Below are 18,673 nucleotides of genomic sequence, written 5' to 3'. Positions count from 1 at the left end.
CGACTGGATCGAAGGCTATTACAATCGACAGCGCATGCACACGTCGATCGACTACTGCACTCCCGTCGAATACGAAACCGTACGCGCTGCTGCATGACATGCTGTACGTGAAAACGAGGCAGGGTCAGTTCAACGACCTCAAAACGCGTGGTGCCCACGACATCCTGATCGCCGTGTAACACCGGCCGGCCCACCCGAAGTGCTCCCCAGTGCCCTGTCCCGAATGGTCACACCATACGCTCAAACCACTCAGCGCGGGATCGCGAGGCGCCGGCTATATCATGCCGGTTACGAACGCTATAGAGAACATTAACTCGCAGTTGCGCAAGATCATCAAGTCCTGATGACTCTTCCCGACCGACGAGGCTGCCACCAAGCTCATCTGGCTGGCACTGCGCTACATCACTGCCGATTGGGGGCGTGCGGCTCACGCTTGGAAAGCGGCCATGAACCAATTCGCCATCCTCTACGAGGATAGGTTCGTTCGACCATCCGTGTGAATCTCAACTCGCCTTGAACACGGAAATTCTGACACCCCTGTCGGCGGGAATGCATGTCACTACAGGCAATTGCCCATGCCGGCACTCGCCGTACCTGCCTGCCAACTCTTCCTTTCCTTATAGACCGCGGAGCGATTCGCAAGCCCGCGTCTCATCGGCAGCGCAATGTCTGGCGCGGCCTTGTCGGCGCGTTCGCGCGGCAATGAATTAATGCGTTAATACCATCGTATGTAACGTTGACTCCCACGAGGTAATGGAGTGAACGACCGCTGTTAAATAGACTAGTTCCGTCTTTCCTCACTCACGAATTCCGGAGAAAAGTATGGACCGAATCCTGCAGGCAATGGCGATCTTCGCTCATATCGCACGCGTGGGCAGCTTTACCGCGGCGGCTGAAATTGTCGGTACCAGTGCTGGATCGGCCAGCACCCTTGTGCGCCAATTGGAGGCACACCTTGGCGCGACACTGGTGCAGCGCTCGACTCGCTGCATCCGTTTGACGGAGGAGGGAATTCAGTATTTCGAGCACTGCGAGCGGATACTGGGCGAGATCGACGAAATGAAGGAGCAGCTCCGCGGGGCGGGTAGGGTAGCGCGCGGCCAGTTGACCGTGGACGTCGACCAGGAAGTCGCTCATGCGATTCTGCCATTTGTTCCCGAGTTCCGGACCGCGTTCCCTGAGGTCGCGATGCGCGTCAATGTGGGCGGTGATCCGGAGAGTCTCATTGCAAACGGCGTGGATTGCGCAGTCGTCGTCGGCCAGCTCGCGGATTCGTCGTTTCGTAGCCGGCGCGTCGGCGGGTTTCACGCACTGACAGTCGCGAGCCCCGCCTATCTGGCGCGGCGCGGGGTGCCGCGGGATCCCGATGCGCTCCGTGATCACGAAATCATTCACTACACGCCGCGGCGCTTCGGGCCGACGCGTGAATTTCGATATACGGTGGGCGGAGAGGAGGTGCGGATGAAGCTTCCCGAGCGCATCTCCGTCAATGACGCCGGATCGGCGATTCGTTATGCAGTCGACGCAGTCGGTATCGTGCAGGTGTGCAAGCGCATGGTGGCTGGGGATATCGCCGCTGGCCGGTTGGTGAGCATCCTCGAAGAAAACAGCCCGCCGCCGCAGCCAATATCGGTGCTCTATAGCGACAGAAAGCATATTCCGATGTCCGTTCGCGCCTTTCTCGATTGGATTCAGGCGCAACTGCAGCGGCAGGGCCCGGACGATTCTAGGTCGCGGATGCGGCCGCTGGTCGAATCGTTCGAGGTGCCGTCGCGCTGGGCAGCAAACGCGAGCCATGTGGGCGGGGTATCGATGCGACACAGTGGCCCCGAACCGTTGGCGCACCGTGTGTGATGTGTATGACGAAGCATTGAGGGCGTGAGGACGGCCATGACGGGTACAGGGACTCGGCGTCCGGGAGACGGAATGTCTCGGCGCCGCCATGTCAGAGGGTATCAGGTCGCACTTTTGGCCACCGCATGACGCCGGCGGAAGCATGCTCATACATATGTATAGTTTTCGCGATCCCGGCTGGGAACTATCATTCGCACGGGGCATCGACGCTGGGCGCTCGAATTTGCGCCATCCTTTTGCATGGAGGTAAGGGACGTTGCTCTTATGCTAAACCAATCAGTTGTTTCGATCATCGACGACGACCAATCGGTCCGAGTGGCCACTGGAAGCCTTGTGCGCTCGCTCGGATGGGAGGTCAGGGTTTACGAATCGGGCGAAGCGTTCCTGAATGCCGATCAAATCCTAGATGTTGCGTGTATCATTTCGGATGTTCAAATGCCCGGTATTTCAGGTTTGGAAATGTACGAAGTTCTTCTTGAAAAGGGGGCTGCGCCCCCCGTCATTTTCATTACCTCATTTCCGTCCGAAGCCATGTACCGGCAGGCAATGAAGCTTGGCGCGATTTGCGTGTTCAGTAAGCCGGTCGACCCGGTTCAAATCGAGCTGCGTCTCGAACATATCGGTTCGTCGGGCGCATGAAGAAGATCCGCCGCCTATCGTTTTGAAGCAAAAGGCCATATGGATGATGATCGCCTCAGGAGCGAACGCAGCGCCGCCAGCGCCGGATTTGCTTCCCGTGTCAACGTGAGCAGGGGCGCGATGGTGCTCGGCGACAATGTCGACGAGGTTTTGCAGAGAAGGCAGCGGGTCGTCTATCTCGTCGCCACGCTCCTCGGTGTCTGCATCTTTATCGCCGACGCGTTTACGCCAATTGACGTCGCGGTGGCCGTTCTCTACGTCGTCGTAGTACTACTGGTCGCGTCCGTTGCGTCCCAGCCCGTCACGGTTGCGGTGGCCTGGTCGTGCGTATCGCTGACAGTCCTGGGTTTTCTTCTGGCGCAAAGCGATCAGACTGCGATCAGTTCGCTAGCGCGTTGCGGATTGAGCGTGCTTGCCATCGTCACGGTGTCTGCACTGGCGCTGCGCAACCAGAGCAGCCGAATCACGCTGCAAAAGCAGATCGTTCTGCTTAACCTAACGCACGATGCGGTCGTCATGTGCGGACTGGATGGCCGTATCAGCTTTTGGAGCCGCGGCGCCGAACGACTTTACGGATGGAGCGCGGCCGAAGCGGTCGGCAAGGAGCTCCACGGGCTCACGGCCACCGAGTCACCGCTGCCGCTGGCCGATTTGCTGAAAATGACCATCCAGGACGGTAGCTGGGAGGGAGAGTTTGCTCGGGCCTGCAAGAACGGCACGAAACGCATCATCTCCAGCCGCTGGACGGTATCGCGGGACAAATCGGGCGATCCCGTTGCGATTCTTTCGACCGACAGCGACGTGACCCAGGCTAGATTTCTGGAGGCGGAACTGCGCCAGCAGAAAGAGGAACTGATCGCAACGATCGACGCGATTCCGGGGATGGTCTGGAGTACATCAAATGACGGTCGAATCGTTTATTTGAACCGGCGCTGGTCGGATTGCGGTGTGGAGATCACCAGCGGCAAGGACGTCTGGCGCGATATCATCCATGCCGAAGATATCGGTGTGCTGGAAGCCGCATGGCGCCAGGGTATATCCACCGGAAGCAGTTTCGAAGTGACCGTACGCGTGCGCTTGGGCAACGGCGACTATCGATGCATGATCATCGGCGCAGCGCCGATGCGCGACGCCGACGGCAAGATCGTTCGATGGTATGGCGTCAATACGGACATCGAAGAGCGCAGGCTGGCCGAACAGGCGCTCGAGCGCTCTAGGTCGGAGCTTGCGCACGTGACGCGTCTGACAATGCTCGGCGAACTGGCCGCGTCGATCGCACATGAAGTCACGCAGCCGCTCGCTGCCATCGTTACAGCGGGCGAGGCTGGGGTGCGCTGGCTGAAGCGCACGCCGCCCAATCTGGCCGAGGTCCAGTACGCGCTAGGGCAAATGACTCATGATGCGAAGCGCGCGACCCAGGTCATTCGCCAGATCCGCACGATGGCGCAGCGGCGAGATCCGGATCCGGTGTCGATTGACCTCGTCGCGTTGATCGAACAGTCGGTCGATCTGGTGCGACGAGAGCTGCAAAGTCACCATGTCGAAGTGTCGCTGTCATTTTCACAGTCGCTGCTGTGGATTACCGGTGATCGCGTGCAAATCCAGCAGGTCCTCATCAACTTGCTGATGAACGCGATCCAAGCGATGATCGTCGTGACAGATCGCACGCGACGGCTGAGTGTCGCGGTTCAGCGATGCGAGGGCGATCAGGCGCTCGTCGCGATCGAGGATTCCGGGCACGGTATCAGTGAAGCGGATGCGAGCATGTTGTTCACGCCATTTTTCACGACTAAAAAGGAGGGTATGGGGATGGGACTGTCGATCTGCCGGTCCATTGTGGACGCACATGGCGGTCGTATCTGGGCCGAATCGCGCGAGCAAAAAGGTACAACCATGCGGTTCGTTTTGCCGATCAATGGCGAGGTTGCCGATGAATGATGCGGCTGGCTCGGTAGTCAAGCAATCCATTGCCTATGTCGTCGACGACGACGAATCGATGCGGTCGGCGCTTGGCATGTTGCTTCGCTCCGTCGGGCTGCGTGTCGAGCTTTTCAGTTCAGCGCAGGAATTTCTGGCGTTCGACAAACCCGACGTATCCAGTTGCTTGATTCTCGATGTACGGCTCAAGGGCCAGAGCGGCCTGGTATTGCAGGAGCAGATCATTGCCGGCGACATGGGGCTGCCAATCATCTTTATTACGGCGCACGGCGACGTTGCGATGTCGGTCAAGGCGATGAAGAATGGAGCGCTCGATTTTCTTTCGAAGCCGTTCCGCGATCAGGAAATGTTGGATGCTGTGGAGAGCGCGCTGCTGAAGCACGAGGCGCGCCGCAAGACGGATGGACGGGTCGCGGAGATGCGGCGTCGCTACGAAGCGCTGACGCCGCGGGAGCGCGAAGTCATGGGGTTCGTCGCGCGCGGGCTGCTAAACAAGCAGATCGCTGGCGAAATGGGGTTGAGCGAGATCACTGTCAAGATTCACCGCGGGAATGCGATGCGCAAGATGGAGGTGCGCTCGCTAGCCGAATTTGTGCTGAGGGCGAAACTACTGGGTATCGGCCCGGCCGATGACTGAACCGACGTACTGCGCGACGCGTGTCGGTCGCCGATCGGTTGTGCGGTCAGATGTCGAGATCAGTAGTGCGATGCCGGCGTGGAGCGGCAATCCGCCCTGCCGGCATTTCGCCATCACACCACACTCGCACAGTGGGGGGCGTTGCCCTACGCTCAGTTATTGACTAGGTGCTTCGGCAACGAAAGCGTGAGAATCAGCCCGAGCAGTAGGCATGCGATGATGCAATAGATCGGTAGCACGAAGCTGCCGGAGGATTGCCTCAACAGGCCTACGACATAGGGACCGAAGAAGCCGCCGATATTTCCGATGGCACTGATCCACGCGATGCCGCTCGCGGCGTTGCGAGGGCCGAGAACGGCAGTTGGCATGCCCCAGAAGATTGGAGGGATCGACAGTAATCCCGCATTGGCAATACAGAGTGCCGCTATGCTCAGCCAAAACGTACCGTGCCAGATAAGCGCAAGGATAAGGCCCGCCGCGGCCATCAGGAACAATGCGGCCACGAGCAGCCTGCGCTCCCGGCGGCTATCGGCGTACCGGCCGGCAATCATCATCACGACAACGGCCGCCGCGTTCGGCAGCGCCGCGAGGAGCCCGATCAGGAAATTTCTCTCGACGCCCAGCGATTTGATGATCGTGGGCGCCCAGAGTGTATAGCCATAGATTCCAAAGACATCGAGAAAATAGATGATTCCGAAAACCCAGAACAGCAGGCTGGTGAAAATGTTGTTCTGATTGGCCGACGCGGCTATCGCCCGATCTTCTTCAAGCGCGCTGATCAGGTAGTTGCGATCCGATTCGGATTGGTAGCTGTTTTCGGTGACGTCGTCTTCCAGGTATTTCCAGCACAGGACTGCGGCGCCGAAAGCGGGGATCGCCTCGATGATCAACATCCATTTCCACCCGGCGAGATTCAAAAGGCCGTCGAAAAATTCCATGATGAATCCACTCATGGGTGATCCGATAAGGCCTGCCATCGGGAGTGCTGCATAGAATACCGACAGTATTCGGGCCCGGTGGAAGCGTGGGAACGACTGCGAAATATAATAAACGACGCCGGGAACGAGCCCGGCCTCCGCGACGCCGAGCAGATAGCGCATCACATAAAACTGCTTGGGTGTGGCAATCAGCGTCGTCAGTGCCGATACGATTGCCCATGCCAATATTATGCGAGTAAGCCAGCGCTTCGCGCCGACCTTTTGCAATATCATGTTGCTCGGAACTTCGAATAACACATAGCCCAGCGCGAACGTACCGGCGCCAAAACCGAAAACAGCATCGGTAAATCCGAGGTCCTGTCCGAGCTGCAGTTTGGCGAAACTGACATTCACCCGATCGATGTAGGAAGCGAGATACGCAAACATGAAGATCGGCAGGACACGCAGCGCGAGCCGCCTGCAAATGCGATCTGCTCGGGCTGCATCGATCGTGGCAGCCACCGGTAAGGGATCGGGTAGTCCGGTAGCGTTGAGTTCCAAGAAATTCTCCGGAGGGTCGAAGGAGATGCTGCATGTCGGCTGCAGCAACATGTCCCGCCAAGTGTCATGAGCACGCCCAGTGTCTGGCTTGGCACGGCCAGTCGAAACGGGTGCCGGCGTGTATTTCGCATCACTGTGTTCACAGATGAAATCCATGATCTGGCAGCCGGTGGCGATGCGGATACGTGTCCCATACAAGTTGGCATCAGTAATAGTACCCACCATTCAAGTTGGGTCCCGCAGCAACAATGCGGTGCGACGCTTTGTGTTCCCAAGGACGGCGATCCGACAGGCAGCGATCATGGGCCTGCCAATTTTACCGGATGTAAGCATGTGTGGGTTTAGGATTTTTACTGTTTAGTACAGGCTGCCGATTCTGGCTTCACATGCTGCCTGCCACATCGCGAAATTCGTGGAGTGTCGGATGTTGCCGTGCATCGGGAGGTTGAATCGATGACCGAATCCGCAGGAAGCCGTCCGCCATACGTGGTCGCCTCGCAAGCCAGTGGGAATCCTCCGCTGGGCTATGTGGAGCCGGCTGCCCGCTCGGCCGCAACGACGAAAAGTGGAATGGGCGGCTGCGGTGTCGCCCATTGTGGGAAAGTCGGTGATGAATCTCACTGTCGGATGAATGGCCGTCCAGTCGACGGCGGCAGGTGCCGTGGATCGCGCTGCCAGCACTGCGCCCGACCCACACCCGGTTCAGACGGATCGACGCGGCTTGCGTCGGCCTATACGTTGGTTTGTATGGCATCAAACCAACGTAATTGTCGGATCCTTCCTTTTGACAATATAAAAACCGCCTAGTTAAAAGTATATTATCCACGGATGCAAATAAAAGTTTATTATTTATTGCATGGTTTAATTCTGGCGTCCGCAATGCTTGTCTGTCCGACTCTCGTGCCTGCGACGATTTCCCGTCGCAGGTGCCGGTTTTGCGACCCTGTTGAGGTCGTGTCGTCAACGAAGGATCCTGTTTGATTAAAGTCGCACGTGATCAATCGTATGGACCACTTTAGGAGTTAAAAAATGTCTGATGTAAAACACTACGAATATCTCTTTCTTGGGGGCGGGAAGGGCGGAAAAACCCTCGCGATGGATATGGCGCGCCAGGGAAAACGCGTGGCGCTCATCGAGCGCGGCATGATTGGCGGGTCGTGCATCAATGTGGCGTGCATTCCGAGCAAAACACTGATCCAGAATGCCCGGCAGGTCCATGGATGGCGTCTAGCGTCCGGTGATGCATCGCTCAAGGCCGACATGACGCACGTGTCCGACAATGTGCGTAGCGTGGTCGACGGCATGGTGAAGATCAATCGCGCGGCCTTCGAAAAATCCGGCCTGGAGTTGATCATCGGCACCGGCCGGTTCATTGCACCGCGCACGATCAGCGTCCGTACGGCGGACGGCAGCGACACAATCTACGAAGGCGAAAACGTCTATATCAATACGGGCACGGTCGCCCAGATTCCCGACGTTCCCGGTCTGCGCGACGCGCAGCCGCTGACTCATGTCGAGGCACTCCGCCTCGATCAGCTTCCGAGCCAGCTCGTCGTAATCGGCGGCGGTTACATCGGTCTGGAAGTGGCGCAGGCGTTCCGGCGGCTCGGGAGTGCCGTCACGCTGATCAACGACGCGCCGCGGGTGGCGATGCGGGAAGACGAAGATGTCAGCAACGAAATTCAGCAAGCATTCGAAGCTGATGGAATCAGGCTCGAACTCCAGGCGCGCATCTCGAACGTTCGCGGGAAGAGCGGCGAGCACGTCACTGTCGAGCTGGCCGACGGTCGAGTCGTCGAGGGTTCCCACCTGCTGGTCGCAACCGGCCGCAAGCCGCAGACCGAGGCAATCGGTCTCGATCTTGCGGGCGTTGAGTTGGACACGCGAGGGATCATCAAGGTCGACGAAAAACTGGCAACGACTGCAGAACGCACATGGGCGATCGGCGAGGTAGCTGGTACACCGATGTTCACGCATGCGTCGTTTGACGACTACCGGGTGCTGAAGGCTAACCTCGAAGGACGTTCTGCCAGCACCGCGAATCGCACGATTCCGTACGCGCTCTTTATCGATCCAGAGCTGGGGCGTATTGGTCTGAACGAGACCGAGGCCAAGGTCAAGGGGCTTACGGTACGTGTTGCGAAGTTGCCCATGGCTGCGGTTCCCCGTGCCCGTACAAACGGGAACACTCGCGGATTCATGAAGGTCTTGGTGCATGCCGAGACAGATCGAATCGTCGGCTTTACGATGGTCGGCGCCGGTGCTGGCGATGTGACGACTGCTGTCCAAATGGCGATGCTCGGCGACCTTTCGTATCAGACGGTCCGCGATTCGATCATCGCGCATCCGCTTTTGTCCGAAGGACTCAATCTGCTGCTTGCCACGCTGAACTAAGCGCGCAACGCATGTCCGGCGCCCGGGGATCCGTGCAAAACGACCCCCGGGCGTTTATTTGTGAAGCCGGCGAAGCCGGACTCTCAGCGTACAGGGATCATGATGCGGTGATGCAATGGGCATGTCGTGACCGATGAAACCATGGCAAAGAGGAGTCAGTGCAGGCGCTAAAGTGCAACGGTTCTCCTGAGCCGATGCAGGATCGTACGGGTCGACAGGCGGGAAGCGTCGTGTCGACCATGGGCCGACCGCGTGCGAACGCCCGGGTGTTGTACAGGCAACGCCCGGGCATCGGGATGAATCGGACCATTATGCCGCGTCAAGCGATCGGAATCGGATTGTCGTGCACTGCTTGGTTGAATTGGTTGACGAATGCATGTTCATTGGGGCCCACGTTGTTACGGATCGGCTGCGCTACGTCGACGATGACTTCCGTCGTGGCCGTCGCCAGTTTCTCAAGCGTTTCGCTGATGAATGCGTCGAGCGGCATTGCGCGTGGGTCCCCGCTCTTGTGGATCAGATCGGTGTCGACCCATGGGGGAGCAATTTCGAGAACACGCACGCTTGTTTCGCGCAGCGCGAAACGCTGCGACATCGAGTATGAATGGATCGCTGCCTTGGTGGCCGAATAGAGTGCAGTCGAGGCCAGCGGAACGAAGGCGAGTGCCGAACTGTTATTGATGATGTACGCTTTCGGCTGCCGCTTCAAGTGCTCGACAAAGGCTGCGCTGACACGTACCGGCCCCAGCAGATTGGTAGTGACCAGGCGTACAGCTTGTTCGTCGTCTAGTACGCCGGCGGCATTGTCGAACGGCATGATACCGGCATTGTTGATCACGACGTTCAGCGACGGATGGCGCGCAATTAGGTTCTGTGCCGCGCTGCGTATTTGCGCGGCGTCGCCGACATCGAGCTCGATGGTGTCGAGGCCGGGATTGGCGGCCGCGATCTCATCGAGCAGCGTCTTGCGTCGGCCGGCGATGATGACTTGATTGCCGCGCTGGTGGAGTGCTTCAGCCAGCGCACGCCCGATGCCCGAAGTACCGCCGGTAATGAAGATGGTGTTTGACGTGAGCTTCATTTTTTTCTCCTTGGAGTTCATCGCATGAAATTGGATTGCACTGTGACGACATGACCTTGCGACGAAAAGGTCGAGCGAAGTTTCGGCAATGCCGTTTGTCGTTCGTGCATGTGGCGATGTTCAGTCTATGGACGAGGAGATGGCGGATCAACGCAGCTGGACTGAACACTGCATTCGAGTTGCCGTGGGAATTGGGACGACGACGAGTAGCACGAGGAGCAGCATGAGCATCTTGTGCCGGACTGGCGCGCGGCCGCTTCGGCGGCCCTTTGATCCCTCGCCGATCCGGCCCGGTCTGCCATTTGCCGCTCGCCCGGATCGGGGGGGTGAATGACGGATGAAGCCCGGATCAGGCACGGCTCTAGTTCGCTTGAAGCGCACATCACGCGGAGCAAGGCTGCTACGCGTGGCGGTGCGAGATCAGATAATCGAGGTGTGACACCCTGTCGTTGCCGAGTGTCGTGTCGCGGAGTTCGAGTACGGCCTCCGCAGGCAACTGTTGCATCAGGCTGTGTGTTGCGACGAGCGTCGCTTCATCCGCGCCGCCCATCACGCCCAGCGGGTCCTTCAACTGCCGGATGTCATGCTTCTCGTGCAGATACTGCGGTTTCCAGAGCGGCACCACGGCCCATTTGCGCTGCGCGACGGCTTTCTCGTATGCGCCGACACAATCGTCGAGCGAGCCGTTCTCGAATCGGTATCCGAGCTCGGCAAGACGATAGTCGACCAGCGCCGTACGTGAAAACCGGCTGATTCCTGCACCCGGCCCGATGCCCTGGATGCGCTTTTCCATGCGTTCGACGACTTCGGGCTTGCGCAAGTCGTCGATCGAGGCAACGAGGTTTTCCGGTACATAACCGGGTACGCCCCAGTACGCATAAGGGCGATAAAGAACAGTGACCTTCTCGAACTGCTCGGCAATCGGCGCGAAATAGACGTCGTGACTGTAGGGCAGCCACGCACTGCACAGCATGTCGGCGGTACCGTCGCGAAGCTGCTCGAAGGCCTGTTCGTGAGGCGCGACGGATTCGACCACGGACACGCCGTGTCTGGCGAGAATCGAGCGGATGACGCCGGATGCGGCGCGGTGGAACGACAGATCGATCGTGACAAGACGGACTGCTGTTTGCGTGGTCATCGTGGAACGTCCCGAAGTTGGATAGCCCGGCTGATGGAACGCCGCGACGTGAGATCGCGGCGAACCTCATGCAGACGGCGTTAACGGAGGCCGGCCGGCAATTTCACCCGGTAAAGTTCGACTGGGAAGCGGATCGCCGACTGGCCATGGTTGAATACCGCCGCGCCGTCGATTTGCGGGACCGGCAGATAGATGTGCCCTTTGCCGTCGACATACGGTGCGTCGACCCAGTGCAATCGTGTGTCGCGCACGAGCGTCGAAATCGTACCGTCTGGTGCACGCCGCATCAGCGAGTTGTCGGCGAGCGGCGTGTAGTACAGGCTGCCGTCGGCGCCCATTGCGGTGCCGCCCACCGGCGGGTTGTCGAACCACGTACTGACGTGCTGTGCCAGCGCGTCGTCACCGAGCGAATCGTCGTCGAGCCAGCGGGTTGCGATCCGTGACAGCGGGCCCGACAACGGACCGAAATAAAAGGTCTGGCCGTCAGGGCTAAGTTCGAGCGGATCTGCATTGACCTGCAGCGGCAGGCCGTCGCCGCCGGTCAGTACCTTGCCGTTGACGACGATCGTGTCGTTCGAGCGGGCACGTGTGAACGGCATGCCGTCGAAGCGGCGCCGCACGCTGCCGTCCTCCAGATCAAGGACGAGAATGGCGCCCTCGCCGGCGTCGGTCAGATAAGCGTGGCGTCCGTGGACGCGGATGTCGTCCACATAGGTATGCGCGCGGATCGATTCCTTCGGGAACGTGTAGATGCGCTTCACGCTATCGGTGCGCGGGTCGATGTGAACGATCTTGGTGCCATCGGCAACCGGCGTGCCGCCGAACTCGGGCGAGCCGGTGTCGACGATCCAGAGGTCACCGTGTTCGTCTTCGTGAATCGCATTGACGCTGACGAATACGTGTCCGGCATCGCTGCCCGGCTGCCAATCGTTCCAGGCAGCATTCGGGTAAGGTTTCAGCTCGCCATTCTTTTCGGCAATGGCGACTGCGGGCCCGGTATTGCCGGTCCAGCGTGGCGCGCTGACGATAAAGCGGCCGCGCGAGTCGATCGCGACAGCGCTCCAAGGCATCCGGGTGTTCGCACGAACGACGGTGAGTTCCGCCGACTGTGCGGCTGGTGCGGACGAGGATGCTGCCGCGGTGACGGAAACGTTGCTACCGATGGCGGCAGCAACGACGATGATCAAACGATATTTTTTGAAAGTGCGCATCACGGTTTTTTTCCGGTCGTGAATGAAAATAGCGCGATAGCGGCGCGATGAATGCCTGGATTCGATTATGGTTGGCCGGTTGGGAGGGAAACAGGCAGGGACGGCACATTCAGTGTTGCGCAAATTTTGACAATGACGAGCGTCCGGTTCCGGTCGGGCAGCGCTCTTTCCCAAGCGATGATGACCGGTGCTGCCGGCCAAAAAAGAGGAACCAGCTTCGATGATCAGACTGGAGGACTTGCGGATTTTTCTCTTCGCTGCGGACAACGGCAGCCTGTCGGCTGCGGCGCGCCAGCTCGACCTCACGCCGGCCGTCGCCAGCGTCGGGTTGAAGCGGCTCGAGTCGGAACTCGGGACGCGTCTGCTCGCGCGCTCGACGCGCAGCCTGAGGCTCACGCCGGATGGCGAGTGTTATCTGCAATATGCGCGCAACGTAATGGAGCAGATCGAGGCAGGTTACGACGCCGTCGCCCGCAGCCGGAAGATGATTGGCGGCACGGTTTCGCTGTCGATTCCGTCGGACCTGGGCCGCAACGTTCTGCTCGAATGGCTGGACGAATTTCAGGCACAACATCCGGGCGTATCGATGCAGGTTCGCATCGGCGATCACATCACCGACATGTTCCGCGCACCGATCGGCTTGGCGATCCGCTACGGCGTGCCGGAGGATTCCACCCTGGTCGCGTTGCCTCTGGCGCCGGACAACCGGCGTGTGCTGTGCGCATCGCCGGCGTACTTCGCGCGGTACGGCCGCCCCGAGAAGCCCGCCGACCTGCAGAAACACAACTGTCTGTGCTTCGCGCTGAGCGACAGCCTGCACGATCGCTGGACCTTCTTTCGCGACGGCAAGCCCGACGTGGTCAACGTGCGTGGCAACCGCAGTAGCGACGACGGCGAACTGGTCAGGCGCTGGGCGGTGGCCGGGCTCGGCATCGCCTACAAGTCGAGGCTCGACGTGCTGAAGGATCTGCGCGCTGGTCACCTCGATGCGGCAATGAGCGAATTCGAAGGAGAGGGCGCGCCGCTGCATCTCGTCTGTGCGCACCGGACGATGCTGTCGCCGACGGTCAACGAACTACGCGATTTCCTGATGCAGCGGCTGGCGACCTATCTAGCTTGAGTCGCGCGGCTTCGCGGTGAGGCACAGATTTTTGAATCGAATTTTGAAACTGATGTCGTTCTTTCTGGCTATGACGGCATACGGCGCAGGCGCATCATCAGCCTCGTTGGGCGAGTCTGGGCGAGGTCGTATTCCGGATCGGCCAGGCTACGTCGCGGATGCCGCGCGGGGGCGAACCCTTCATCAGGCATCGCGTTCCACTTGATCGCGATGCTGAACGGAGATTCATATTCACGGTTGCCAAATTCATCATCGCGGTAATTACCGCTGAACCCGAGCATGCGCATACTGTCGAGCAGGCGCTGCAGGCCGCTGTGCCCTCGGTACGCATCGAGCCGGGATGCATTCAGTACGACCTGCACCGCGATCCGTCGAAACCCGGGCGCTTCGTGATGGTGGAGCAATGGCGCGACGCGCAGGCTCTGAAAGTGCACAGCAACGCGGACGCTTTTCGGAAACTGACGGCCATACTCGACGGTCGGGCGTCGATCGAGATCACCGATCTGGTGAAAATTGCGTGACGAAATCATTCGCAACCCATATCGATAGCGGGTGGCGCATCGCGGAGTACCTGGTATGTTGACGGCCATTTCGACGCTTTTGCTGTTCCAGTTCATCGGCGAGACGTTGGCAACGATCACACACGTGGGAGTGCCGGGGCCGCTGATTGGCATGCTGCTGCTGCTCGCGTGGTTGACCGTGTGCGGCGGACCGTCGCCGGAGCTGGACGGGTTGGGCCGCAACCTGCTGTCATGGCTAGCGCTTCTGTTCGTGCCGGCTGCCACCGGTCTTGTGACCGGGCTCGAATTGCTCGAGGCGGACTGGTGGCGCATAGCGCTCGCCATCTCGGTATCCACAGCGCTCGGGCTGGCGACCACTGCATGGATGATGGACCGGTTGACCCGGCTCGTCCACGACGGAGAAACGTCAGAATGACGATTGCGAACTTCATGCAAAGTGTGTTGAAGACCCCCGTTTGGGGGTTGCTGGCCACGTTGGCTGCTTACCAGATCGGATTGTCGGTAAACCAGCTCGCGAAGGGCAATGTGCTTGCGAATCCGGTGCTCGTGTCGGTGCTGCTGCTCGTGGTTCTGTTGAAGGCGGCGCATATCCCGTACGACAACTACTTCGCGGGCGCGAGATTCGTGCATTTCCTGCTCGGGCCTGCGACGGTGGCGCTTGCGTTGCCGATGTACTGCAATCGACACCATATCCGCCGTACAGCGGCGGCCCTTGTTCCGGCGTTGATCGCGGGCTCGGTCGTGTCGGCGGGCGCGGCATTGCTGATCGGCAAGTTTTCGGGGGCGGCCCCGGTGGTCACGACCTCTCTGATCGCGCACTCGGCCACCACGCCGATCGCGATGAGCATATCGGCTGGCATCGGTGGAAGCCCAGCGTTAGCCGCGACCTTCACGCTGTTAACGGGGATCATGGGCGTCCTGCTCATACGCGTGGTTTCGGCCGTGATGCGCGTGACCGATGCGCGTGCACAGGGGCTTGCCGCGGGGACGGCAGGTCATGGACTGACAACGGCCCACATGCTGGCGATCAACGAAACCGCCGGCGCATTCGGCGGGTTGGCGATCGGGATGAACGGCGTGTTGACCGCTATTCTGGCACCGCTGCTGGTGTCGTTGATGCGGTGAGCCGTATAGGGTGATGGGCACCGCGGCGCTTGTCACACGTGCCCTTCGTGATCGATCGGCGTGCCGTGCTGCGATCGGCGCCGAATGCATGCCACCCGCCCGTGCCGCGCGCTTCGCCCACATGGTGCTCAGGATCGGGACGAGGATCGCTTTGAGGAGGCTTGCGGTTGGGACGACCGCGGTGGCCGCCGGCGCCACTGGTTTGAACGCCTGAATTGTCTTGCTGGTGGTTGCCGGGTTCGCGCCCGCAGTTTATCGATAAGTGAGCTGGGACGAGAGAACCGGTGCTGAACCGCTTGGATTTCTTGGACAGTGCCGAGCGTAGGTGACCGGTCCGTTTGATCCGCTTGGGTTTCCCGGACCGGGTCTAGAGCGAGTTTTGCGGCGTTCGGGTTCAGTCGAATCCGATGAAGGCACCAGCTGACGGGCGAATTCGGCTGGCACCAACTCTTTGAGAGCAGAGTGAGGATGACTAAGTTGATGAATTTATGGCTCTTTATTCTTCGTCCGACGACAGAAGACCATCGAACGGATCGCTCAGAGAATCGACGGAAAAATTGTCGCTATCAGAATCGCTCTGCACGGTTTTCAAAAGCCGTCCTGCTTCGTCTTCCGTCACATGCTGGAAGCGCGCGGGTTCATGGTGTTGCAACAGTCCCTGAAACACCACCTTTTCTCCATCGTGCGCCGGTGCACGCTTCGATCCGAGCACGAAAGCGGGATCGATATCATGGTCGGTACGCCAGGACGTACTGTCGCCGTCCGGGTCGAGCTCGAACGGATACGCAACTGCCGCGCCGAGTATGCGAACGATTTCGGGATCCTTGTCTCGCACTACGCTTACGTCATATGCGACTCTGGCCGCGACTTCTGCGTCTCTCGTAAAGAAATGGTGCCTGGCGCCACGCTCCAGAAAACCTTCGTCGAGTTCGCGCTCGACATCGGCCTCATATCCCATTTCCGTCCGGCCGCGTTCCTTTGCGTCAAGTCTGAAGCCGGTTTTCCGTATACCGTTGCCGACGCTCGTACCGTGGAACAGGCGGTGCATCTCGTAGATATCCCGGGCGGCTTGCCGCCGCCCTCTATCGAATTCGCTCCCTGACGAGGAACGGCTCGATTCGCTACTGCTGTCGCTCGCGCTACCGATACTGCGCTCGGAGCTCGAATCGCGCCGTGCCGCCCGCAGTGAGCGAAGTTGCTCGATATGAGGCGCCCCTTCTCCGTGAGACCCGGGATGCGGACGGTTGCGCGCCATGTTCGTGAAATCACTGCGCTGCGCGCTGTCGTGGCAATCGAGTCCTGACGGAGTGCTCGACCGACTAGAAATTCTGCTGGAAGAAGACATATATTTGTTACAGGAATGGCGTGGACTTGGATTCACAATTTCCCGCCGAATCGAACGTACGTGGTCGATTTCCAGCGGGAGCCTTCTGGATTCGGGAACTTGCTGGCGCCGAGCAGTTATTCCTTGCGCAACCACGGCGCCCGCGGAAAATCGGTGTCCGAGTCTGTCTGCTCTTCGCGAAGCATTGTGGCAGCAGTAGCTGAGTCAATGACCGTATTGACATGCAGCACGGGGCGATACGGGTGATGGTTGAAATGATCCTTGAAAGCCTCGCTCGCACGAGTTACCGTGATCGGCGCCTTTTTCGACGGGAGAACGTAACCTTGATCAAACTTTTATGCACTTCTAAATGATTCATTCTCCGGCATGGAGTCGGGATCCACTTCAAGCCCAAGCGATCCTGTAGGGAGGAATGCTCGAAGAAGCGTAGGGTGACTGTCGTCATGGGCAGCGAGTAGGGCGTAGTGTCTGGCACTCATGATGCGCGTTCCTTCAGGAGGGGACTTGAGTTTAGTAAAGTGAAAATGAGAAGCAGCCGACTGACGGAAGCGAGCTTCGCTTTCCGGGCTGTTGAACTTCACGAAGCCTTTCTGGATCGCGGTAGCTACACTGGATCCGGACTTGTTACTCGGGTCCATGCCGTTTGCTCGGCGATCGGCAGCCTCGTTGCTGCCTGTTCCTTGGTAGTAGCGATTTGCTCGGCAATTTCCCGCCGCCAACGCCTTGTCGGGGTTCATAGTAGATGCACCGTCGGCTTGTGACGCTAGACCAGCGCCTAACGGCATCCGTCTCAATCCCTGGAGGTGGGGGTCAAGAGAGGAAGAAGATGGAGATGTTTTTAACGATCGCGCCGGCGCCGCTGGCCCTGTTTTCGGTGGCGAATTCTGCCTGATTAGTCCCGGGCGCATTGCTTACGCATGGCAACATACGTACTCCTTTATCAAGATCAAGCGGATCCGGCGGACCCTATTGGAAATCGTCAGCTCTGCGAGTATCAAAGATTTCGCTCGGATCACGGGCGACCGGGACGGAAATCGAGCCGACAGCGAGCGTGGCTGGCCATGGCCAATTGTCGGGCCGTAAAGATAGAAACGAGGCGGATCATGGCGAAGATTGATTCAAAAAGGCGAAGCAGACGCTGCCCGATTGATGATGAAGGACGCGTGGGAGTTGGCGCTGCTTGGAAGATTGGCGAAAAAAGGGGAGCCCTGTCGCTAACCGAACCTGTTCGCATTTTTTTGGGCGAGGCGGTCGAACAGCACGTCATCCGCGCGCCTGCATAAATCGGTCTCCGAACAGTATAGCAAACTGGTTCATCGCCGATTTCCAGTCGAAGGCGGACCGCACGGTCTTGGTCAGCACGTTGCGCAACGCCAGCCAGAGCAGCTTGATCGCCTCCTCGTCATTCGGGAAGTGGCCGCGCGTCTTGATGATCTTGCGCAATTGCATGTTCAAACTTTCTATGGCGTTTGTCGTATATACGACCCGTCTAATCTCCGGCGGGAACACGTAGAACGGTACGACGTGCTCCTATACTCGCTGCCACGATTACACGATCGTCGGGTACTTCGCGCCCCAAGGTCCGTCGGCGAAGTCTTGAGGCGCCTGCCTTGCCGCCTCTTCGCTGGCGGCCGCGTAGATCGGACGCAGCGCCGCGGCCAATGCCTTGCGGTCCTTGTAGCTGGCGTACTCCAGACTGTTGCGGATCAGATGCACGATGCAGGTCTGAACGGTGGTTCGTGGATAGGCCGCGCTGATGGCTTCAGTAAGCCCCTTCAAGCCATCGACCACGGCGATCAGGATGTCCTGGCAGCCGCGCGTCTTCAGTTCGTTGAACACCTTGAGCCAGAACTTGGCGCCCTCGGTCTGCTCGATCCAAAGGCCCAGCACGTCGCGCTGGCCGTCGGCCTGAATGCCCGAAGCCAGATGCACGGCCTTGTTGCTGACCACGCCATCGTCGCGGATCTTGACCCGCGGCGCATCGAAGAACACCACCGGATACATCGTCTCGAGCGGGCGGCTCTGCCAGCTCAGCGCTTCGACCATCACCTCGTCGGTGACCGAACTGATGAAGTCGGGCGATACCTCGGTGCCATAGTGCTCGGCCAGAAACCCCTGGATCTCGCGCACGCTCATGCCGCGGGCGTACATCGCGATGATGCGCTCGTCGAAACCGGTGAAGCGGCGCTCGT

The 18,673-nt window shown here is 59.4% G+C and carries 17 protein-coding genes and 2 pseudogenes; 12 read left to right on the top strand and 7 right to left on the bottom strand.

Annotated elements, in window-relative coordinates; translation table 11 throughout:
* From G3O00_RS44165 to G3O00_RS28525, 6 genes and pseudogenes are all read left to right on the top strand, one after another.
* Window positions 1-97: IS3 family transposase (locus G3O00_RS44165; protein ID WP_346779005.1), on the top strand; the 97-nt coding region annotated here is incomplete at its 5' end.
* A 181-nt stretch (window positions 98-278) separates the two neighbouring features.
* Window positions 279-500, top strand: a pseudogene (locus G3O00_RS28545) (transposase); the annotation flags it as partial.
* Window positions 501-822: 322 nt separating this feature from the next.
* On the top strand, window positions 823-1,854 hold the full coding sequence (locus G3O00_RS28540) for a LysR family transcriptional regulator (protein WP_206145017.1): 1,032 nt from the start codon (window positions 823-825) through the stop codon (window positions 1,852-1,854).
* Window positions 1,855-2,118: 264 nt separating this feature from the next.
* A complete protein-coding gene (locus tag G3O00_RS28535) occupies window positions 2,119-2,493 on the top strand; it encodes a response regulator (protein ID WP_206145016.1) in 375 nt (124 codons plus the stop codon).
* A 39-nt stretch (window positions 2,494-2,532) separates the two neighbouring features.
* On the top strand, window positions 2,533-4,431 hold the full coding sequence (locus G3O00_RS28530; RefSeq protein WP_206145015.1) for a PAS domain-containing sensor histidine kinase: 1,899 nt from the start codon (window positions 2,533-2,535) through the stop codon (window positions 4,429-4,431).
* Entirely contained in the window at window positions 4,424-5,068 is a 645-nt protein-coding gene (locus G3O00_RS28525; RefSeq protein ID WP_206145014.1) for a response regulator, read from the top strand. The genes G3O00_RS28530 and G3O00_RS28525 overlap by 8 nt, the downstream gene beginning before the upstream one ends.
* 152 nt (window positions 5,069-5,220) lie before the next feature.
* Here G3O00_RS28525 and G3O00_RS28520 read toward each other — a convergent pair whose 3' ends face one another.
* A complete protein-coding gene (locus G3O00_RS28520) occupies window positions 5,221-6,546 on the bottom strand; it encodes an MFS transporter (protein ID WP_206145019.1) in 1,326 nt (441 codons plus the stop codon).
* A gap of 1,029 nt (window positions 6,547-7,575) precedes the next feature.
* Here G3O00_RS28520 and G3O00_RS28515 point away from each other — a divergent pair.
* On the top strand, window positions 7,576-8,940 hold the full coding sequence (locus G3O00_RS28515; RefSeq protein WP_206145013.1) for an FAD-dependent oxidoreductase: 1,365 nt from the start codon (window positions 7,576-7,578) through the stop codon (window positions 8,938-8,940).
* A 319-nt stretch (window positions 8,941-9,259) separates the two neighbouring features.
* Here the strand turns inward: G3O00_RS28515 and G3O00_RS28510 are convergent, their stop codons facing one another.
* From G3O00_RS28510 to G3O00_RS28500, 3 genes are all read right to left on the bottom strand, one after another.
* Window positions 9,260-10,021 (bottom strand): SDR family NAD(P)-dependent oxidoreductase, encoded by a 762-nt coding sequence (locus tag G3O00_RS28510; RefSeq protein ID WP_206145012.1) that lies wholly within the window; start codon window positions 10,019-10,021, stop codon window positions 9,260-9,262.
* A gap of 400 nt (window positions 10,022-10,421) precedes the next feature.
* Complete coding sequence (locus tag G3O00_RS28505) at window positions 10,422-11,159, bottom strand: glycine betaine ABC transporter substrate-binding protein (protein ID WP_206145011.1); 738 nt, start codon at window positions 11,157-11,159, stop codon at window positions 10,422-10,424.
* An 80-nt stretch (window positions 11,160-11,239) separates the two neighbouring features.
* Window positions 11,240-12,370 carry a major royal jelly family protein gene (locus G3O00_RS28500; protein WP_241025378.1) on the bottom strand — a complete coding sequence of 377 codons (1,131 nt, stop codon included), beginning with the start codon at window positions 12,368-12,370 and terminating at the stop codon, window positions 11,240-11,242.
* A 220-nt stretch (window positions 12,371-12,590) separates the two neighbouring features.
* On the opposite strand from G3O00_RS28500, the gene G3O00_RS28495 reads away from it, so the two are divergent.
* The 4 genes from G3O00_RS28495 to G3O00_RS28480 all read left to right on the top strand — a co-directional run bounded on the left by G3O00_RS28495 (window position 12,591) and on the right by G3O00_RS28480 (window position 15,136).
* Complete coding sequence (locus G3O00_RS28495; protein ID WP_206145018.1) at window positions 12,591-13,490, top strand: LysR family transcriptional regulator; 900 nt, start codon at window positions 12,591-12,593, stop codon at window positions 13,488-13,490.
* A 158-nt stretch (window positions 13,491-13,648) separates the two neighbouring features.
* On the top strand, window positions 13,649-14,011 hold the full coding sequence (locus tag G3O00_RS28490; protein WP_206145009.1) for a putative quinol monooxygenase: 363 nt from the start codon (window positions 13,649-13,651) through the stop codon (window positions 14,009-14,011).
* A gap of 55 nt (window positions 14,012-14,066) precedes the next feature.
* Window positions 14,067-14,426, top strand: a complete 360-nt coding sequence (locus tag G3O00_RS28485; RefSeq protein ID WP_206145008.1) for a CidA/LrgA family protein — start codon at window positions 14,067-14,069, stop codon at window positions 14,424-14,426.
* Window positions 14,423-15,136, top strand: a complete 714-nt coding sequence (locus tag G3O00_RS28480; protein WP_206145007.1) for an LrgB family protein — start codon at window positions 14,423-14,425, stop codon at window positions 15,134-15,136. Before G3O00_RS28485 ends, G3O00_RS28480 begins: the two co-directional genes overlap by 4 nt.
* Before the next feature lie 496 nt (window positions 15,137-15,632).
* Here the strand turns inward: G3O00_RS28480 and G3O00_RS28475 are convergent, their stop codons facing one another.
* Both G3O00_RS28475 and G3O00_RS28470 read right to left on the bottom strand, forming a co-directional pair.
* A complete protein-coding gene (locus tag G3O00_RS28475; protein WP_206145006.1) occupies window positions 15,633-16,184 on the bottom strand; it encodes a hypothetical protein in 552 nt (183 codons plus the stop codon).
* Window positions 16,185-16,816: 632 nt separating this feature from the next.
* Window positions 16,817-17,218, bottom strand: coding sequence for a hypothetical protein (locus G3O00_RS28470; protein ID WP_206145005.1), 402 nt, complete (start codon window positions 17,216-17,218; stop codon window positions 16,817-16,819).
* Window positions 17,219-17,584: 366 nt separating this feature from the next.
* On the opposite strand from G3O00_RS28470, the gene G3O00_RS28465 reads away from it, so the two are divergent.
* On the top strand, window positions 17,585-17,764 hold the full coding sequence (locus tag G3O00_RS28465; protein WP_206145004.1) for a hypothetical protein: 180 nt from the start codon (window positions 17,585-17,587) through the stop codon (window positions 17,762-17,764).
* Here G3O00_RS28465 and G3O00_RS28460 read toward each other — a convergent pair.
* Window positions 17,745-18,673: pseudogene (locus G3O00_RS28460) on the bottom strand (IS256 family transposase); the annotation flags it as partial. The gene G3O00_RS28465 and the pseudogene G3O00_RS28460 sit on opposite strands and share 20 nt — an antisense overlap.

The organism is Burkholderia sp. Ac-20384 (assembly GCF_017104605.1).
GTDB classification, from domain to species: domain Bacteria; phylum Pseudomonadota; class Gammaproteobacteria; order Burkholderiales; family Burkholderiaceae; genus Burkholderia; species Burkholderia lata.
The sequence above is the reverse complement of the archived record's forward strand: the minus strand, read 5'-3'. Positions and strand labels throughout refer to the sequence as shown.

What these genes read in the sequence shown, in the direction of transcription:
- G3O00_RS28490 (WP_206145009.1), top strand. Translation starts at nt 13,649, where the DNA reads ATGCCGCGCGGGGGCGAACCCTTCATCAGGCATCGCGTTCCACTTGAT.
- G3O00_RS28480 (WP_206145007.1), top strand. Translation starts at nt 14,423, where the DNA reads ATGACGATTGCGAACTTCATGCAAAGTGTGTTGAAGACCCCCGTTTGG.
- G3O00_RS28485 (WP_206145008.1), top strand. Translation starts at nt 14,067, where the DNA reads ATGTTGACGGCCATTTCGACGCTTTTGCTGTTCCAGTTCATCGGCGAG.
- G3O00_RS28475 (WP_206145006.1), bottom strand. Translation starts at nt 16,184, where the DNA reads ATGCACCGCCTGTTCCACGGTACGAGCGTCGGCAACGGTATACGGAAA.
- G3O00_RS28540 (WP_206145017.1), top strand. Translation starts at nt 823, where the DNA reads ATGGACCGAATCCTGCAGGCAATGGCGATCTTCGCTCATATCGCACGC.
- G3O00_RS28505 (WP_206145011.1), bottom strand. Translation starts at nt 11,159, where the DNA reads ATGACCACGCAAACAGCAGTCCGTCTTGTCACGATCGATCTGTCGTTC.
- G3O00_RS28495 (WP_206145018.1), top strand. Translation starts at nt 12,591, where the DNA reads ATGATCAGACTGGAGGACTTGCGGATTTTTCTCTTCGCTGCGGACAAC.
- G3O00_RS28510 (WP_206145012.1), bottom strand. Translation starts at nt 10,021, where the DNA reads ATGAAGCTCACGTCAAACACCATCTTCATTACCGGCGGTACTTCGGGC.
- G3O00_RS28515 (WP_206145013.1), top strand. Translation starts at nt 7,576, where the DNA reads ATGTCTGATGTAAAACACTACGAATATCTCTTTCTTGGGGGCGGGAAG.
- G3O00_RS28465 (WP_206145004.1), top strand. Translation starts at nt 17,585, where the DNA reads ATGGCGAAGATTGATTCAAAAAGGCGAAGCAGACGCTGCCCGATTGAT.
- G3O00_RS28500 (WP_241025378.1), bottom strand. Translation starts at nt 12,370, where the DNA reads ATGCGCACTTTCAAAAAATATCGTTTGATCATCGTCGTTGCTGCCGCC.
- G3O00_RS28530 (WP_206145015.1), top strand. Translation starts at nt 2,533, where the DNA reads ATGGATGATGATCGCCTCAGGAGCGAACGCAGCGCCGCCAGCGCCGGA.
- G3O00_RS28470 (WP_206145005.1), bottom strand. Translation starts at nt 17,218, where the DNA reads ATGAACCCCGACAAGGCGTTGGCGGCGGGAAATTGCCGAGCAAATCGC.
- G3O00_RS28535 (WP_206145016.1), top strand. Translation starts at nt 2,119, where the DNA reads ATGCTAAACCAATCAGTTGTTTCGATCATCGACGACGACCAATCGGTC.
- G3O00_RS28525 (WP_206145014.1), top strand. Translation starts at nt 4,424, where the DNA reads ATGAATGATGCGGCTGGCTCGGTAGTCAAGCAATCCATTGCCTATGTC.